Genomic DNA, 17,492 nt, shown 5'->3' with positions numbered 1-17,492 from the left:
GAGGCGGCGATGCCCTACGAGCTCCATTACTGGCCGATGATCCAGGGGCGCGGCGAGTTCGTCCGCCTCGCCCTCGAGGAGGCCGGCGCCGACTACGTCGACGTGGCCCGCCAGGACGACGATTCCGGCGGCATCGGACCGATGCTCGACCGACTGTCCGACCCCGCCGATCCGCGACCGCCCCTGGCACCGCCCTTCCTGCGCGACGGCGACGTCGTCGTCGGGCAGAGCGCCGCGATCCTGCTCTATCTCGGACCGCGCCTCGGGCTCGTGGGCCCGTCGGAGCGCGACCGGATCTGGACCCATCAGCTCCAGCTCACCGTCGCCGACGCGGTCGACGAGGCGCACGACACCCACCATCCCGTCGGCGTCGGCCTGTACTACGCGGATCAGAAGGCCGAGGCGCTGCGCCGGGCGGCCGAATTCCGGGGCGAGCGCATCCCGAAATATCTCGGCTATTTCGAGCGCGTGCTTGCGGCCAACGGCGGCCGCCGCCTCGTCGGCGCTGATCTCTGCTACGCCGACCTGTCGCTGTTCCAGCTCGTCGACGGCCTGCTCTACGCCTTCCCCAAGGCGACCGCTGCGGCCCTCCGGAGGACCCCGCAGGTGGCGCGGCTCCACGAGACCGTGGCGCGGCGCCCGCGGCTCGCCGCCTACCTCGCCAGCGCGCGCCGGATCCCGTTCAACGAGGACGGCATCTTCCGCCGCTATCCGGAGCTGGATCCCTGAGGCGCGAGCCGGGGCTCACCGACGCGGGCCGGCGATCAGGATCGCCGCGAGCACCAGCGCGACGAGCCCGAGCACCAGCGACAGCAGGCGCCAGAACAGCAGCGGGTCGCGCTCCAGGAGCGACGCCCGCCGGCCATCCGTGAAAGCCGGGTTGGGGTGGCGCAGGTCGTGGACGAAGGCCGACACGGTCGCGTAGCGCCGCTGCGGATCGGGATGGACGGCCCTGCGCAGCGCGCCGTCGACCCAGACCGGCAGCAGCGGGCGCACGGTCAGCGCCGACGCGTAGCGCAGCCGCCGCTGCGCCGCGCGCGTCCGGGCCCGGGGCACCGCGTCGCCGTAGGGCAGCCGCCCCGTGAGCATCTTGTAAGTCATCACGCCGACCGCGAAGACGTCCGACTGGGCGGTCCCCGGGGCGCCGAGGAAGCACTCCGGCGCCGTGTACTGCACCGTGCCCAGGATCTCCGCCGGGTCGATCCGCGGGTCGCCCTCGACGACGCCGGCGACCTGGGTGGCGCCGAAATCGATGATCTGGACGGTGCCGGCCGCGTCGATCAGGACGTTGTCGGGCCGCAGGTCCTGGTGGACCATCTCCCGCCGATGGAAGGCCTGCACGCCCCGGGCGAGCTGCTCGACGAGCCCCCGCACCGCCTCCAGCTCGGGCGCCGCGTGGTCGCGCATCCACTGGGTCAGGGTCTGGCCCTCGACGTAGCGCATCACCGTGTAGAGGTGGCTGCGGCGGCCAGCCTGGGGATGGGCCCTGAGCACGTGCGGATTGTCGATCCGCCGCGCGATCCACTCCTCCATGACGAAGCGCTTCCGCTGGGCGGGATCGTCCCGCAGGTCCAGGGACAGCACCTTCAGGGCGACCTGGGCGCCGGTCTCCGCCTCGACCGCCAGGTAGACGCGGCTCCGGGGACCGGAGTGGAGGATCCGCAGCAGGCGGAAGCCGTCGAGCTCCGCGGGTGGGTCGAGGAGCGGCGCCGGGTCCAGCCCCTCGGCCTCGCCGAGGAGGTCGGCCGGCTCGCCCTCCGGCACGGTCTCGACCCGCACGATCTGGATCGTCAGGTTGTCCGGGCTGCCGGCCGCCAGGGCCATCTCGACGATCGCCCGCGCGGCCGCGTCCAGGGTCCCGGCCCGCGCGATCTCCGCGACCATGTCGCGGGGCCGGACATGCTCGTGGATGCCGTCCGTCGTCAGCACGAAGGTGTCGCCGGCCTCGACGCCCACGGCGTGGTAGTCGATCTCGACGCGGCCCTGCGCTCCGAGGGCGCGGCCGAGATACGATTCCGCCGCGGAGACGACGACCCGGTGGTCCTCGGTGAGCTGCTCGAGCGACCGGCCGGACACCCGCGAGATCCGGGCATCGCCCACGTGGAAGAGGTGGGCCACGCGGGATTTCAGCACGAGGGCGTCGAAGGTCGTGACGTGGCCCCGGTCGGCATCGTTCGGATCGGCGCCGCGCCGCGTCTCGGCGTAGAGCCAGGAATTCGTGGCCGCGATCACGCGCTGCGCCGAGGTCTTCACCGACCACGTGTCCGGCGTGGCGTAGTAGTCGCTGAGGAAGCTCTTGACCGCGGTCTCGCTCGCCGCCGCGCCCGCCGCGCTGCTGCTGATCCCGTCGGCGAGGGCGACCGCGATCCCCTTCAGGCCCAGCGCCGGCTGGACGGGAACCAGCGCGCCGTTGAAATCCTGGTTGGCGGCCTTGCGGCCGGCGCTGCTGTGCTGGCCGATCGTGACCGTCAGGTCGGCCGGGCCGCGCGGTCCGGCGCTCAAGCGGCGGCCGCCGCGCTGTCGCCCCGGCCGCGGTACGACAGCGCCTCGGCGAGGTGGAGCCGGCGGACCTGCGCCTCGCCGTCGAGGTCGGCCAGGGTCCTGGCGACGCGCAGCGTCCGGTGGAAGCCGCGGGCGGAGAGGCGCATGCTCTCGGCCGCCTGGCGGATCAGCGCCGTCCCGTCGGCGTCGGGGCTCGCGACGTCCGAGATCAGCGTCGCGGGACAGGTCGCGTTGGTGGTGGATTCCGGCAGGCCGCGCGCGGCGTAGCGCGCGCCCTGGAGCGCGCGGGCCGCCGACACCCGCGCGGCCGCCTCGCGGGAGCCCTCGGCCGGCGCGGGCAGGATCAGGTCGGCGGCCGTCACCGCCGCCACCTCGACGCGCAGGTCGATGCGGTCGAGCATCGGGCCGGAGATCCGCGCCTGATACTGCGCCATGCAGCGCGCGTTCGGCCCGCGCCGGCAGGCGTAGCCCGGTTCGAGACCGTGGCCGCAGCGGCACGGGTTCATCGCCGCGACCAGCTGGAACCGCGCCGGGTAGGTGATTCGGTGGTTGGCCCGGGCGATCATCACCGCCCCGGATTCCATCGGCTGGCGCAGGCTGTCGAGCACCTGCGGGGAAAATTCGGGGAGCTCGTCCAGGAACAGCACGCCGCCATGGGCCAGGGAGACCTCACCGGGCCGCGCCCCGAGGCCGCCCCCCACCAGGGCCGCCATCGAGGCGGAATGGTGCGGCTGCCGGAACGGCCGGCGGTTCGAGAGCGCCCCGTCCTTCAGCGCGCCCGCCACCGACTGGATCATGGAGATGTCGAGCAGCTCGCGCGGCGTGAGCGGCGGCAGGATCGAGGGAAGACGCGCCGCCAGCATCGACTTGCCCGAGCCGGGCGGCCCGTTCATCAACAGGTTGTGGCCCCCGGCGGCCGCGATCTCCAGGGCGCGCTTGGCGCCCTCCTGCCCCTTGATGTCGGCGAGGTCCGGCAGCGGCCCGGCCGGCGCGGCGACGGCGGGCTCCGGCCGCGCCATCACCTGGCTGCCCTTGAAGTGGTTGGCGAGCTGGATCAGCGAGCGCGGCGCGAGCACGTCGAGGTCGCCCCCGGCCCAGGCCGCCTCCGGCCCGGTGGGCGCCGGGCAGATGAGCCCGAGCCCCCGATCGGCCGCAGCCATCGCGGCCGGCAGCACGCCGCTCACCGCCGTGATGCTGCCATCGAGGGCGAGCTCGCCCAGCACGCAGTAGCCGGCGAGCGCGTCCGCCGGGATCGCGCCGATGGCCGCCATGACGCCCAGCGCGATCGGCAGGTCGAAATGCGAGCCTTCCTTGGGAAGATCCGCCGGGGCGAGGTTCACCGTGATGCGCTTGGCCGGCAGCGCCAGCCCCGAGGCGATCAGCGCTCCACGGACCCGCTCGCGCGATTCCGCCACCGCCTTGTCGGGCAGACCGACGACGGTGAACACCACCGAGCCCGGCACGATCTGGACCTGCACGTCCACCGCCCGCGCCTCGATGCCCTCGAAGGCCACGGTGGCGACGCGGGTGACCATTCGTGCAGTGTCCTCGCCGCCGCGTTCCGGTACGGCCAAGATGTGCGGCAGATTCGGTGGCGGCTCAAGGGGATCGTCGCCATGGAACTCCGCCGCGGCACGCCTGTTCACAGCCGGAAACAATTGCCGGATCGGAGACAGCCATGCGCCTGACCACGTCCCTTCTCGCCCTGACCTTGATCGCAGGCACCGGCCTCGCCGCCCGCGCCGACGAGAAGCTTCCGCCCGATCAGCAGGCCAAGGTCGAGGCCATGCTCAAGCAGGAGGGCTTCACCAAGTGGAAGGAGATCGAGCTCGACGACGGCATGATCGAGGTCGACGACGCGATCGACGGGAGCGGCAAGCAGTTCGACCTGAAGCTCGATCCGAAGACCCTGGCCATCGTGAAGCGCAAGGCCGAGTGAGGCAGCGCTTCGGCTGCGCTTCGACTCGGCTTCAGCAGCGCTTGCGTTCGGGCCGAGGCCCGGCCATATAGCCGGCGGGGGGTTGGCGAGGGACGTTTCACTCGCCAACCGGGTCAGGTCCGGAAGGAAGCAGCCCTAACGAGACCGAGCGGGTCTTCGTCCAGCCTCCCACCTCATTCCACGGCGCGCGGCAGCCGGACCCAGACACGGCATGGACGCTACGACCGGCACGCCTGACGACGAGCCGGGCCTGCCCGGGTTTCCAGCGCCCCCAGCCGCGGCGACGCCCTACCGGGTGCTCGCGCGCAAGTACCGCCCCACCAATTTCGGCGACCTGATCGGCCAGGACGCGATGGTGCGGACCCTCGCCAACGGGTTCGCGGCCAATCGCATCCCGCAGGCCTGGATGCTCACCGGCGTCCGCGGAGTCGGCAAGACCACGACGGCCCGCATCCTGGCGCGCGGCCTCAATTACGCCCGCGCCGGACAGCCCGACACCGGCCCGACCGTGTCGATGCCGGAACTCGGCCTCCACTGCGCGGCGATCATGGAATCCCGGCACATGGACGTGCTGGAGATGGACGCCGCCTCGCATACCGGCATCGACGACGTCCGGGCGATCATCGACGGCATCCGCTACGGGCCGGTCTCGGCGCGCTACAAGGTCTACATCGTGGACGAGGTCCACATGCTCTCCGAGAAGGCGTTCAACGCCTTCCTGAAGACGCTGGAGGAGCCGCCGCCGCACGTGAAATTCGTGTTCGCCACCACGGAGATCCGCAAGGTCCCGGTGACGATCCTGTCCCGCTGCCAGCGATTCGACCTGCGCCGGGTCGAGGCGCCGACCTTGCACGCGCATCTCGCGAAGGTCTGCGCGGCCGAGGGCGTATCGGTCGAGGACGAGGCTCTGGGCGCCATCGTGCGCGCCGCGGAAGGGTCGGTGCGCGACGCGCTCTCGCTGCTCGACCAGGCGATCGCCCACGGCGCCGGCACGATCACGGCGCAGAGCGTGCGCGACATGCTGGGCCTCGCCGACCGCGCCCGGATCCTCGACCTGTTCGAGGCGGTGATGCGCGGCGCGGTGCCGGCCGCCTTCGCGGAGCTGCGGGCGCAGTACGATTCCGGCGCGGACCCGTCGGTCGTGCTCTCGGATCTCGCGGCCTTCACGCACCTCGTCACCCGGCTCAAGGTGGTGCCGGAAGCCGCCGCCGACCCGACGCTCAGCGAGACCGAGCGCGTCCGCGGCGCCGCGTTCGCCGAGAAGCTCTCGATCCGCGCCCTGTCGCGGGCGTGGCAGATCCTGCTGAAGGCGATTCCCGAGGTCCAGGCGGCGCCCCGGCCCCTCGCGGCCGCCGAGATGGCGATCGTGCGCCTCGCCTACGCGGCCGACCTGCCCACACCCGACGAGGCCCTGCGCCAGCTCAGGGCCGAGGCCGCCGCCGCGCCCGCGGACGAGGCTCCGGCCGCGTCGGCCCGGCCGCCCCTCCCGCCGATTCCCGACCTGCGCGGCGGCGGTTCCGCGGCGCTCGCCGCGGCACCCCGCACGGTCGCGCCGGAGCCCGCCCCGGTCGCGGCGCCCCTGGCCGCGCCCGTCGCGGTGAACGCGCCGGCGAGCGTCCCGATCAGCGCGCCCGCAAGCGCGCCCGTCGGTGCGCTGGCGCCGAGGCCGGCGCCCGCGGCACCGCCGACGCCGCGTCTCGGGCGGTTCGAGGACCTGATCGCGCTGGCCGACGCCAACCGGGACATCCTGCTGCGGACCGCGCTGGAGCGCGACGTCCACCTGGTGCGCTTCGAGGAGGGCCGGATCGAGTTCCGCCTCGCCGCCGGCGGCCGGTCGAGCCTCGCCAACGACATCGCCGCCGCCATCGAGCGCTGGACCGGGCGGCGCTGGGTGGTGGCCCTGTCGAAGGACGAGGGCGCCCCGACCCTCGACGCGGCCGCCCGCGCCGCGACCGAGACACGCCGGGAGAACGCCGCCGCCGACCCGTTCGTGCGCGAGGTCCTGACGCGCTTTCCCGGGGCCGAGATCGTCGACGTGCGCGAGACAATCTCCGAGGCCCTCCCCTCCGCCGAGCAGGAGATCCTCGGGGAAGGCGATGCCGCGCGGGTCGGCGAGGTCGAGGACGACGACGCCTGACGCATGGTGGCGCCCGGGCCGCGCCATACCCAGATCAGACGAGGAAACGGAAAGAGAGCCGCATGCGCGACCTGATGGGCATCATGAAGCAGGCTCAGGCCATGCAGGAGAAGATGGCCAACCTGCAGTCCGAGATGGACGAGATCGAGGTGACCGGCGCCTCCGGCGGCGGCTCCGTCCGGGTCACCATGAGCGCCAAGGGCCAGATGAAGGGAGTCAGCATCGACCCCTCGCTGATGGTGGCGGACGAGCGCGAGATCCTTGAGGACCTGATCGTCGCGGCCTGCAACGACGCCCGCGGGAAGGCCGAGGCGACCATGCAGGAGCGCATGGCCGAGCTGACCAAGGGCCTGCCCCTGCCGCCGGGCATGAAGCTGCCGTTCTAGGACGCATCCCGGACAGGACGTCTGAACCGTCTTCGCGCGCGCAGCGAAGCGATCCAGCGTAGCGCGACCGGGCTGCTTCGCTGCGCTCGCTAAGACGAACGGAACGGGCGGCCCCGCGGGCCGCCCGCTCTCGGTTTACGCCGCGATCGCCTGCGCGGTCGGCCCGGCGGCGCGCACGTCGGCGTCGACATGGGCCTCGAACCGCTTGAAGTTATCGTCGAACATCTTTACGAGCCGCGCCGCCGTCTCCACGAAGGCGCCCTTGTTGGCCCAGGTCTTCACCGGCGTCAGGATGTGCGGCTCGACGCCCGGAACCGAGACAGGCACCGCGAAGCCGAAATACGGGTCGCGGCGGAACTCGGCCTGCGCCAGCGAGCCGTCGAGGGCGGCGCTCAGCAGGCGGCGCGTCACGCGGATCGGCATCCGCCGGCCGGTGCCGACGCCGCCGCCGGTCCAGCCCGTGTTGACCAGCCAGCAATCGACGCTGTGCTTGGCGATGAGGTCGCGCAGCAGGTTGCCGTAGGTGCTCGGATGCCGCGGCATGAACGGCGCGCCGAAGCAGGTCGAGAAGGTCGCCTCGGGCCCGGTCAGGCCGCGCTCGGTGCCGGCCACCTTGGCGGTGTAGCCCGAGAGGAAGTGGTACATCGCCTCGGCGCCGGTGAGCTTGGCGATCGGCGGCATCACCCCGAAGGCGTCGCAGGTCAGCATGACGATGTTCTTCGGATGTCCGGCCCGGCCGGAGGCGCTGGCGTTGGCGATGAAGTCTAGCGGGTAGGCGCAGCGGGTGTTCTCGGTGAGCGACGCGTCGTCGAAATCCGGTGCGCGGGTGACCGGATCGATGATCACGTTCTCCATCACCGTGCCGAAGCGCTCGGTGGTGGCGTAGATCTCCGGCTCGGCGTTGCGCGAGAGGCGGATGGTCTTGGCGTAGCAGCCGCCCTCGAAGTTGAAGATGCCCTCGTTCGACCAGCCGTGCTCGTCGTCGCCCAGCAGCTGGCGGGAGCTGTCGTTCGACAGCGTCGTCTTGCCGGTGCCCGAGAGGCCGAAGAAGATCGCCGAGCCGCCCTCGGCATCTAGCGCCGCGTTGGCCGAGCAGTGCATCGGCATCACGCCCTGGCCGGGCAGGATGTAGTTCAGGTAGGTGAAGACCGACTTCTTCATCTCGCCCGCGTAGGCGGAGCCACCGATCAGCACGAGCTTCTTCGAGAAGTCGATGGCGATCACGGTCTTGGAGCGGCAGCCGTGCCGGGCGGGATCGGCCTGGAAGCTCGGCAGGTCGATGATCGTCATGTCCGGCACGTAGGACGCGATCTCGGAGCGGTCCGGACGGATCAGCAGGTTGCGGATGAACAGCGAGTGCCACGCGAACTCGGTGAAGACCCGGGCCTTGACCCGGTAGGCTGGATCGGCGCCGCCGTAGAGGTCCTGGGCGAACAGCTCCTTGCCCTCGGCGTGCTTCAGGAAGTCCTGGCGCAGGGTCTCGAACTGCTCGGGCGTGATGGCGCCGTTGTTGTCCCACCAGACCTCGTTCTCGGTACCGGCGTCGCGCACCACGAACTTGTCCTTGGGCGAGCGGCCGGTATGGCTGCCGGTGGTGGCGACGAGGGCGCCGCCGCGGGCGAGCTGCGCCTCCTTGCGGGACAGGGCCTCCTCGTAGAGGCGCGGGGCCTCGAAATTCCAGTGGACGGCCTTGAGGTCGCGGAAGCCCGCCGCCTCGGCGCCGTGGGCCGCGTTGTGATCACCGATGTTGGTCATGATCGTATCTCCCGGGCCCCTGTTCGACCGTCGACGCGACTGAGCCGGACGGCACCGCCGTCCGGGTTTGCCCGGGAGACGTCCGTGCGGTCGTACAGGACCGCCGCACGCAGGTTCTCCGTTCCCGGCCGCTCGCCATCCCACGCCCGCGTAGGCGGCGAAGCTTCGCTGTCATAATGGGCTCCGCCGGGAGCCCGCAACGTGTACAAACAGGTTAGACCACAGTCGTGGACTCAGGAACCCAGGTCTGTAAGCAGTTCCGTTCGTCGTGCAGCATAATGCCACCGGCGCAGCGACGTCGGAATACCCATATACCACATACGATGGACCGCATCGGCGCGCGGACCCTTGCGCGGCCCCCGGCGCCGTCTATGCCCGTCCCGATCCGCAGCCCCTTCCTCGCCCCAGAGGCACGATGCCCCAAGCCGTCGCCGGCCCCGAGATCGAGCGCCTGATCCAGCTCCTCGCCCGCATGCCGGGCCTCGGACCGCGCTCGGCGCGGCGGGCCGCCCTGCAGCTCATCAAGAAGCGCGACACGCTGCTCGGGCCCCTCGCCGACGCGATGCGGGTGGCGGCCGACCGCATCATCGTGTGCACGAGCTGCGGGAACGTCGACACCTCAGACCCGTGCACGATCTGCCGGGACGCCGAGCGCGATCCGACGACGCTCGTGGTGGTGGAGGATGTGTCCGACCTCTGGGCGCTGGAGCGGTCCGGGGCCGTGAAGGCGCGCTACCACGTGCTCGGCGGCGTCCTCTCGGCGCTCGATGGCGTCCGTCCGGAGCACCTGAACCTCGCGAGCCTCGTGGAGCGCGTGGCCCGGCCCGAGGTGACCGAGGTCATCCTGGCGCTCAACGCCACCGTCGACGGCCAGACCACCGCCCACTACGTCACGGAATCGATCCGACACTGCGACGTGAAGGTCACGCGCCTCGCCCACGGCGTGCCGGTCGGCGGCGAGCTCGACTACCTCGACGAGGGCACGCTCTCGGCGGCGATCCGCAGCCGGACGGTGTTCTGAGGGTCGGCGACAGGTCGCGAACCGGTATTTGACCGGTCCTCGGCCGCATCCTATTCGACGGTGAGCCCGGACCCGTCCCGGCGCCTTCCCTGCCGGTTCCCGCCATGACCATCCGCCCGCTCGTCATCCTTCCCGATCCCGTCCTGCGCCTGGGCTCCGAACCGGTCGGGCCGATCACCGCCGAGATCCGGACCCTCGTCGCCGACATGTTCGAGACGATGTACGACGCTCCCGGCGTCGGGCTGGCGGCGATCCAGATCGGCGTGGCGAAGCGCGTCGTGACGATCGACACGTCGAAGGAGGAAGGCGTCCGCGACGCGCGGGTCTTCATCGATCCCGAGATCGTCTGGTCGTCCGAGGAGAAGCGGGTCTACGACGAGGGCTGCCTGTCGATCCCGGACTACTACGCCGAGGTCGAGCGCCCGGACCGGGTGCGCGTGAAGTTCCGAGACCTCGACGGCAAGGAGCAGGAGATCGAGGCCGACGGCCTGCTCTCGACCTGCATCCAGCACGAGATCGACCACCTGAACGGCGTGCTGTTCATCGATCACCTGTCGAAGCTGAAGCGCGACCGGGTGATCAAGAAGTTCACCAAGGCGGCCAAGCGCGACGCGGCCTGAGCCTGTCATGCGCGTCGTCTTCATGGGCACGCCGGACTTCGCGGTGCCGACGCTGGCGCGGCTCGCGCAGGACGGGCACGGGATCGCAGCGGTCTACACCCGCGCGCCCGCCAGGGCCGGCCGCGGCATGAGCCTGCGCCCCTCCCCGGTCCACGCGCTGGCCGACACGCTCGGCGCGCCGGTGCTGACGCCCGCGACGCTCCGCACGCCCGAAGCCGCCGAGACCTTCGCGGCGCACCGGGCCGACGTCGCGGTGGTCGTGGCCTACGGGATGCTGCTGCCGCAGGCGATCCTCGACGCGCCGCGGCACGGCTGCCTCAACCTGCACGGATCCCTGCTGCCGCGCTGGCGCGGCGCGGCGCCGATCCAGCGCGCCGTGATGGCGGGCGACGCCGAGAGCGGCGTCGGCGTGATGCGGATGGAGGCCGGCCTCGACACCGGCCCGGTCGCCCTCGAGGCGCGTCTGCCGATCACCCCGGGCATGACGGCGGGGGCCCTGCACGACGCGCTTATGCCCCTCGGCGCCGACCTGATGGCGCGGGCCCTCGCGGCGCTCGACACGGGCACGCTGACCTTCGCGCCGCAGCCGGAGGACGGAATCGTCTACGCCCACAAGATCACCAACGACGAGGCGCGGATCGACTGGTCCCGCCCGGCGGCTGAGGTCGCCAACCGGATCAACGGGCTGTCGCCGTTCCCCGGCGCCTTCTTCGAGGTCGATCTCGGCAAGGGCTCCGAGCGCGTGAAGGTGCTCCGCGCCGCCCCGGCGGAGGGTTCGGGCGCGCCGGGCACGCTGCGCGATTCCGAAGGCACCGTCGCCTGCGGGGACGGCGCCGTCCGGCTGCTGGAGCTGCGCCGCGCCGGGAAGGGCGGCAGCGCCAGCGGGGCCGAGTTCGTCCGCGGCGCCCGCCTGACGCCCGGCGCCCGCCTCGGCTGATGCGCGTCGCCCGTTCACGGCATTCGGCGCGCGGCCCGACCCGTTATCGCGAGCGCAGCGAAGCGACCCAGGGCAGCGCACCCTGGCGAGGCTCGGCGCGACGCCGGATCGCTTCGCCACGCTCGCAGAGACGATCGCGGGCGCATCATTTCAAAGCTCTGTGCCGTATCGCGAGATCGAACTTCGGAGCGCTATCGAGAGACCTTGAGGGCGCCGGCTGATGCCCCGCTACAAGCTCGTCATCGAGTACGACGGCGGTCCGTTCTGCGGCTGGCAGCGGCAGGCGGACGATCCCACGGTCCAGGGCGCGATCGAGGCGGCGGTCACGCGCTTCTCCGGCGAGGAGGCCCGGCTCACCTGCGCGGGCCGGACCGATGCCGGCGTGCACGCGATCCATCAGGTCGCCCATCTCGACCTCGCCAAGGACTGGCGGACCGACACGGTGCGGGACGCCCTGAACGCCCATCTGCGGCCGCAGCCGGTGGCGATCCTGTCCGCCGAGACCGTGCCGGACAGCTTCGACGCCCGCCACTCGGCGATCCGCCGGCACTACCGCTACCGCATCCTCAACCGGCGCAGCCCCGCGGCGCTGACGCGCGCCCATGTCTGGCACGTGCCGTGGCCCCTCGACGCGGACCTCATGCACGAAGCCGCCCAGCGCCTCGTCGGCCGCCACGACTTCTCGGCCTTCCGGGCCGCCGAGTGCCAGGCGAACAGCCCGATCCGAACGCTGGAGCAGCTCGACGTGGCCCGCGCGCCGATGGCGCTCCACGACGAGATCGTTGTGGCGACGTCGGCGCGCTCGTTCCTGCACCATCAGGTGCGGGCGATGGTCGGCACGCTGATGCTCGCCGGCTGCCGCCGCCTCTCGGCGGACGAGGTCGCCGCTATCCTGGCCTCGGGCGACAAGCGCCGGTGCGGGCCGCTGGCCCCGGCCGCCGGGCTGACCTTCGTGGGCGTCGACTACGAACCGGGGAAGTAGGCGTCGAGCACGCGCCCGTAGATCGCCGTCAGCCGCTCTAGGTCGGCGACCGCCACGCACTCGTCGACCTGGTGCATGGTCTCGCCGACGAGGCCGAACTCGATCACCGGGCAGGCATCCTTGATGAAGCGGGCATCCGACGTGCCGCCCGTCGTGGAGAGCGTCGGGGTAAGGCCGGTCTCGGCCCGGATCGCCTCCGCGACCAGCGTCACGAAGGCGTCCGGCCGCGTCAGGAAGGCCGGCGCGTTCGAGGGCTGCAGATCCAGGCTGAAGCGCACCGCGTTCCCGGCCGCCTGTTCCAGGCGCCGGCGGATCTCTTCGCCCAGGCTCTCGGCCGTCCAGTCGTCGTTGAAGCGGACGTTGAAGGTCGCCCGGGCGGTCGCCGGGATCACGTTGGTGGCCGGGTTGCCGACGTCGATCGTGGTGAACTCGAGGTTCGAGGCGTCGAAATGCGCCGTCCCGCGATCCAGCGGCTCGGCGACCAGCGCCGAGGCGAGACGCAGCAGGCCCGGGATCGGGTTCTCGGCCTTGTGCGGGTAGGCGACGTGGCCCTGCCGGCCGAGAACGGTGAGCTTGCCGGTCAGCGACCCGCGCCGACCGATCTTGATCATCTCGCCGAGCCGGCCCGGATTGGTCGGCTCCCCGAGGACACAGTGGTCGAACCGCTCGCCCCGGCGCCGCGCCCAGTCGAGGAGCTTCACGGTGCCGTTGACCGCCGGTCCCTCCTCGTCGCCGGTGATCAGGAACGCGATGGAGCCGCCGAAATCGGCGCCGCGCCGGTCGAGGAAGGCGAGGGTCGCCGCGAGCATGCAGGCGACGCCGCCCTTCATGTCGGCCGCTCCGCGCCCGTACAGCATCCCGTCGGCCACGGCGCCCGCGAAGGGATCGTGGCGCCACGCGCCCGCGCCCTCCGGCACGACGTCGGTGTGGCCGGCGAAGACGAGGCACGGACCGTCCCGCCCGACACGGGCGTAGAGGTTCGGCGTGTCGGGATAGCCCGGCTCCGAGAAGACCGGCCGCTCGACCGCGAAGCCGGCCGGCCGGAGCGCGTCGGCGACGACGTCGAGGGCGCCCCGATCCTCCGGCGTCACGGACGGGCACCGGATCAGGTCCTGCGCGAGGCGCAGGGCCGCGTCGGGGGCGTGATGATCTGCCGGCATGAACCCGTCCTCGGCGGCGCGACGTGCCGCGCGGCCCGCTTAACCCGAAGCGGGCCGCCCCGGAACTCCCGTCCCGGGCCCTACTTGGTCACCACGACCTGCACGTCGCCGTGGCGGCGCTGTACCGACACGGTGACGTCGTCGTCGTAGCGCTGGAACCGGATGTCCAGGCGCGAGCCGCCGAGCTTGACGTTGTAGAGTGTCACCCCGTCGAGGAAGCCCGGCAGGATCGGGTTCTTGAGTCGGACGCGGTTGCGCTCGTGGTCCAGTTCGAGGCCGAGGCAGGCCGCCAGGAACGCGAACGGCGCCGCCGCCGCCCAGGCCTGCGGGCTGCAGGCGACCGGGTACGAGACCGGGCCGCGCTGCTTGCGGCGCATGAAGCCGCAGAACAGCTCCGGCAGCCGCTTCTGGTCCTGGTAGAGCGAGGTGTCGAACATCCCCTGGAAGATGCGCGCGGCCTCGTGCTTGCGGTCGTAGCGCGCCAGACCCATCGCGATCAGCGCGTTGTCGTGCGGCCAGATCGAGCCGTTGTGGTAGGACATCGGGTTGTAGCGCGCCTCGCCCTTGGCGATCGTGCGCACGCCCCAGCCGTTGAAGCCGTCCTTGCACAGCAGCGTCTCTGCGACCCGCGCCGCCCGCTCCGGCTTGGCGATGCCGGTGAACAGGGCGTGGCCGGCATTGGAGGAGCGCACCGCGCACTGCTTCTTGGCGCCGTCGAGTGCCAGCGCGTAGGTGCCGATCTCCTCGTTCCAGAACGCCGCGTCGAACCGCTCGCGCAGGCTCGCCGCCTCCTGGGTGAGGCGCTCCGCCATCGGGTCGTGGCCGAGGAGCGCCGCGAGCTTCGCCATGCCGTTCTTGGCGGCGTAGACGTAGCCCTGCACCTCGCAGAGGGCGATCGGGCCCTTGGCCAGGTGACCGTCGGTGTGGAAGATCGAGTCGTGGCTGTCCTTCCAGCCCTGGTTCTCGAGACCCTTGTCGGTGTCGCGGGCGTACTCGACGAAGCCGTCGCCGTCGCGGTCGCCGTAGCGGTCCATCCATTCGAGCGCGAGTTCGAGGGCCGGCCAGATCGCCCGCACGGTCTCGAGGTCGCCCGTGACCGCGTAGTACTCCCAGGCCAGCATCACGAAGAGTGGCGTGCCGTCGATGGTGCCGTAATAGTGCCGGAACGGCACCTCGCCGAGCATCGCCATCTCGCCGCGCCGGGTCTCGTGGAGGACCTTGCCGGGCTGCGCGTCGGCGGCCGGATCGACCGCCTTGGCCTGGGTCGAGGCGAGGTAGCGCAGCACGCCCCGGGCGAATTTCGGGTCGATCCAGAGCGCCATCATCGCGGTGATGATGCCGTCGCGCCCGAACACCGTGGAGTACCAGGGGATGCCGGCGAAGGGGTAGATGCCCTCCGGGGTTCGGCTCGCGAGCATGTAGAGGTCGGCGGTCGCCCGGCACAGCCCCTCGTTGAACTGGTCGTTCGACGAGATGATCGTGGTGATGCCCGCCGTCAGCGCCCGCAGGTCGCGCCGCGAATCGCGGTAGGCGCGGGCGAAGATCGTCCCCTCGCCGAGATCCTTCGGCTCGCGCCGGGCACCGCCGGCATTGGCGGCGAGCGTCAGCTTGGCGGCCGCGTCCTCGCCGACCATCGTGTCGGTCGGGGGCTTGGTGAAGGCCCGGTGCGCCTCGAAGGTGACGCGGATGAACAGGGAGGTCCGGCCCTCCGGCGGGAGCGACACGTCGAACACCACCTTGCCGGGCTCAATCGAATCGGGCTTCGGGCCGAAATGCAGGGAGGTCGTCCGGACGATCTCGTCCAGGCCGACGTAGCGGAACTGCACCTCGCGGTCGCTCGCCACGAGCACGCCGCGCTTGCCGCGCTCCTGTCGATCTGTCCCGCGGACCTCGAAGAGGTCGCGGAAATCCGCGTCGAAGGTGACGGCGATGCGCAGGCGCCGGTGCTTCGAATCGTAGGAGCGGAGGCCGATCCGGTCGTAGCAGGCGCCGCGGAACAGGAACTTGGTGCGCTCGATCGCGATCGTCTCGCGGGGGATCGAGGTCTCGTCGTGGGCGTCGATGCGGATGTCGGGCGTCGTCATGTCGACGCTGAGGGCGCCGTTATCGTCCTGCATCACCGAGGAGAGCATCAGCGGGCGCTGGCCCTCGACCGTCACCTCCAGGCGCGAGAGGTAGCGCGTGTCCTGGAAATAGAGGCCTTCCGGCCCGGGCTGGACGCCGATGTCGCCGTAGGAATCGAGGACACCGAAGGCCTCGCCGAACTTCAGCGAGCGCAGCGGCCGTTCGACCAGGGAGGTCTGCGCCTCGATGTGATAGGTCGGGAGGACGTCGTCCGCGTCCTGGAATCCGTGCGCCACGCTTCCGGCGCTCGCCGCGGTCCGGGCCTTCGCATCGTGGGCCGCTGCCGTGTTGTCCGCCGCCATGCAGGGCATCTCCGGGTGCAAGTGAGGGGTGCGAATCGAGAGGGCTGCTGCATCCCTTCGATGCAGCAGCCCTTGTTCACCCTACGGATGAGTCGCCTTTAAGACGCTAGGCCGAGCCGGCCCCGCCTCGCAAGCCCGGTGCCGGCTTTCAGGCCGGCATGGCGGCGACCGGGATTGCCGGACGCGCGGAGCCGTTGACCTCGCCGTACTGCGGCATGAAGCCGGACTTCGGCAGCTTGATCACGTCGGCGCCGCGGGCGAGCAGGTCCTCGTAGGCGGCGACGTACTTCTTCACCATGCACTCGGCGGTGAAGGCGCTCTCGAAGTGGCGGCGCACGCCGGCGCGGCTCATGGTCTTCACCTTGGCGACCGCGGCCACGGCGTCGTCCATGTTCTCGCAGAGAACGCCGCCCACTCCGTCCTTGATGACCTCCGGCACGGAACCGTTGCGGAACGCGATCACCGGGGTGCCGGCCGACATCGCCTCGATCATCACGAGGCCGAAGGGCTCCGGCCAGTCGATCGGGAAGGCGAGCGCCAGGGCGTTGCCGAGGAAGTCCTTCTTCTGCTCCTCGTTGATCTCGCCGATGTACTCGATCAGCGGGTGGTGGATCATCGGCTCGATGACCTCGTCCCAGTAATCCTGATCGGCCTTGTCGACCTTGGCGGCGATCTTCAGGGGCGTGCCGGAGCGGATCGCCATCTCGATCGCGCGGTCGGGCCGCTTCTCGGGCGAGATCCGGCCGAGGAAGGCGAGATAGCCGCCCTTGGCCTCCGGGTAGTACGGGCAGTTCTCGGCCGGCAGGCCGTGATGGATCGTCGCCAGCCAGTTGGAGGTCGGCGGCATGGGCAGGCGCTGGTTGTCGGAGATCGAGACCAGCGGCATGCCCGTGAAGGTGCGGTAGACCGGCATGAAGTCCGGCACGTCCAGGCGACCGTGCATCGTGGTGATGCACTTGTGGTTCAGATCCTCGAACATCGGGTACTGAAGCAGGTCGATGTGGAAGTGCAGGATGTCGAACTCGTGCGCGCGGCGGTGCACCTGATGCAGCATCGCCAGGTGGCTGGCCGTGTGATCCCGGTAGCCGAGCAGGCGCAGGCCCTCGGGCGTGCAGGCCGCGAGCTTGGCAGTCGTCTCGGAGTCACCGCTCGCGAACAGCGTGACTTCGTGGCCCTGGCGAACCAGTTCCTCTGTAATCCAGCTGACGACGCGCTCGGTGCCGCCGTAGAACTTCGGAGGGACGGCCTCCGACAACGGAGCGATCTGGGCAATGCGCACGAAGTGTCTCCTGGTTGGCCAATTTGACGGGGGGTCTAACCCTGCCGGCCTGAGCGGGACATGAATGAAACCGACGGCTAAGGTTATGGTTCCTGGCGCACCCGCTGTCCCTCGCCGTTTTGTGCGGCGCGCAAGCCGTCCCCGAATTCCTCCGAATCAGCACGGGCGAAACGGCCGCTGCCCCGCCGTTGCCGGCTCGCCGGCGCCGGCGTCGTGCAGAGAAGCCCGGTCAGGGCTCGATACGCCGGAGCCCGGCGACGCGTTCCACCGGATCTCGATCTCGTGCTCCGATCCGCGGGCGTTGCCGCCGCGTCAGCTTTCTGTCATAAGCCGCCCCGCGTCGAACCG

14 protein-coding genes and 1 other RNA gene are annotated in these 17,492 nt (G+C 71.2%); 9 read left to right on the top strand and 6 right to left on the bottom strand.

The genetic code is table 11. The features are described 5' to 3' along the window. Positions 1 to 9 precede the first annotated feature (9 nt). Entirely contained in the window at positions 10 to 729 is a 720-nt protein-coding gene (locus ACLBX8_RS14780) for a glutathione S-transferase (RefSeq protein WP_020094656.1), read from the top strand. A gap of 15 nt (positions 730 to 744) precedes the next feature. Here the strand turns inward: ACLBX8_RS14780 and ACLBX8_RS14775 are convergent, their stop codons facing one another. Together ACLBX8_RS14775 and ACLBX8_RS14770 are read right to left on the bottom strand one after the other, a co-directional pair. Then, entirely contained in the window at positions 745 to 2,502 is a 1,758-nt protein-coding gene (locus tag ACLBX8_RS14775) for a protein kinase domain-containing protein (protein ID WP_447715426.1), read from the bottom strand. Continuing rightward, on the bottom strand, positions 2,499 to 4,037 hold the full coding sequence (locus ACLBX8_RS14770; RefSeq protein ID WP_205833805.1) for a YifB family Mg chelatase-like AAA ATPase: 1,539 nt from the start codon (positions 4,035 to 4,037) through the stop codon (positions 2,499 to 2,501). Before ACLBX8_RS14770 ends, ACLBX8_RS14775 begins: the two co-directional genes overlap by 4 nt. A 143-nt stretch (positions 4,038 to 4,180) precedes the next feature. On the opposite strand from ACLBX8_RS14770, the gene ACLBX8_RS14765 reads away from it, so the two are divergent. The 4 genes from ACLBX8_RS14765 (at position 4,181) to ACLBX8_RS14750 (ending at position 6,964) form a co-directional block, all read left to right on the top strand. Then, entirely contained in the window at positions 4,181 to 4,441 is a 261-nt protein-coding gene (locus ACLBX8_RS14765; RefSeq protein WP_447715425.1) for a PepSY domain-containing protein, read from the top strand. A 75-nt stretch (positions 4,442 to 4,516) separates the two neighbouring features. Then, positions 4,517 to 4,615: signal recognition particle sRNA small type (gene ffs, locus ACLBX8_RS14760), an RNA gene on the top strand. Positions 4,616 to 4,652: 37 nt separating this feature from the next. Beyond that, positions 4,653 to 6,578 (top strand): DNA polymerase III subunit gamma/tau, encoded by a 1,926-nt coding sequence (locus ACLBX8_RS14755; protein WP_447715424.1) that lies wholly within the window; start codon positions 4,653 to 4,655, stop codon positions 6,576 to 6,578. A gap of 62 nt (positions 6,579 to 6,640) precedes the next feature. Further along, on the top strand, positions 6,641 to 6,964 hold the full coding sequence (locus tag ACLBX8_RS14750; protein WP_020092789.1) for a YbaB/EbfC family nucleoid-associated protein: 324 nt from the start codon (positions 6,641 to 6,643) through the stop codon (positions 6,962 to 6,964). A gap of 135 nt (positions 6,965 to 7,099) precedes the next feature. Here ACLBX8_RS14750 and ACLBX8_RS14745 read toward each other — a convergent pair whose 3' ends face one another. Beyond that, positions 7,100 to 8,719 carry a phosphoenolpyruvate carboxykinase gene (locus tag ACLBX8_RS14745; protein WP_020092790.1) on the bottom strand — a complete coding sequence of 540 codons (1,620 nt, stop codon included), beginning with the start codon at positions 8,717 to 8,719 and terminating at the stop codon, positions 7,100 to 7,102. A gap of 415 nt (positions 8,720 to 9,134) precedes the next feature. Here ACLBX8_RS14745 and recR point away from each other — a divergent pair, with 415 nt between their 5' ends. The 4 genes from recR (at position 9,135) to truA (ending at position 12,279) form a co-directional block, all read left to right on the top strand. After that, positions 9,135 to 9,740: a recombination mediator RecR gene (gene recR, locus ACLBX8_RS14740; protein ID WP_020092791.1), complete on the top strand. Its 606-nt coding sequence runs from the start codon at positions 9,135 to 9,137 to the stop codon at positions 9,738 to 9,740. Positions 9,741 to 9,844: 104 nt separating this feature from the next. Further along, the gene (def, locus tag ACLBX8_RS14735; RefSeq protein ID WP_091680823.1) at positions 9,845 to 10,360 is read left to right on the top strand and encodes a peptide deformylase; all 516 of its coding nucleotides are present in this window, start codon (positions 9,845 to 9,847) and stop codon (positions 10,358 to 10,360) included. A gap of 7 nt (positions 10,361 to 10,367) precedes the next feature. Continuing rightward, positions 10,368 to 11,297 (top strand): methionyl-tRNA formyltransferase, encoded by a 930-nt coding sequence (gene fmt / locus ACLBX8_RS14730; protein ID WP_447715423.1) that lies wholly within the window; start codon positions 10,368 to 10,370, stop codon positions 11,295 to 11,297. Between the two features lie 220 nt (positions 11,298 to 11,517). Next, positions 11,518 to 12,279: a tRNA pseudouridine(38-40) synthase TruA gene (truA, locus tag ACLBX8_RS14725; protein ID WP_447715422.1), complete on the top strand. Its 762-nt coding sequence runs from the start codon at positions 11,518 to 11,520 to the stop codon at positions 12,277 to 12,279. Here the strand turns inward: truA and dapE are convergent. The 3 genes from dapE to ACLBX8_RS14710 all read right to left on the bottom strand — a co-directional run bounded on the left by dapE (position 12,261) and on the right by ACLBX8_RS14710 (position 17,144). Further along, positions 12,261 to 13,439, bottom strand: a complete 1,179-nt coding sequence (gene dapE / locus ACLBX8_RS14720) for a succinyl-diaminopimelate desuccinylase (protein ID WP_447715421.1) — start codon at positions 13,437 to 13,439, stop codon at positions 12,261 to 12,263. The genes truA and dapE overlap by 19 nt on opposite strands. Before the next feature lie 80 nt (positions 13,440 to 13,519). Then, positions 13,520 to 15,865 (bottom strand): amylo-alpha-1,6-glucosidase, encoded by a 2,346-nt coding sequence (locus ACLBX8_RS14715; protein ID WP_020092796.1) that lies wholly within the window; start codon positions 15,863 to 15,865, stop codon positions 13,520 to 13,522. A 148-nt stretch (positions 15,866 to 16,013) separates the two neighbouring features. Then, complete coding sequence (locus ACLBX8_RS14710; protein WP_447695280.1) at positions 16,014 to 17,144, bottom strand: glycosyltransferase family 4 protein; 1,131 nt, start codon at positions 17,142 to 17,144, stop codon at positions 16,014 to 16,016. Positions 17,145 to 17,492: the final 348 nt, after the last annotated feature.

This window comes from Methylobacterium sp. D48H (genome assembly GCF_053345715.1).
Note: the sequence above shows the minus strand (reverse complement) of the source record. Positions and strands in the feature narration are given on the sequence as shown.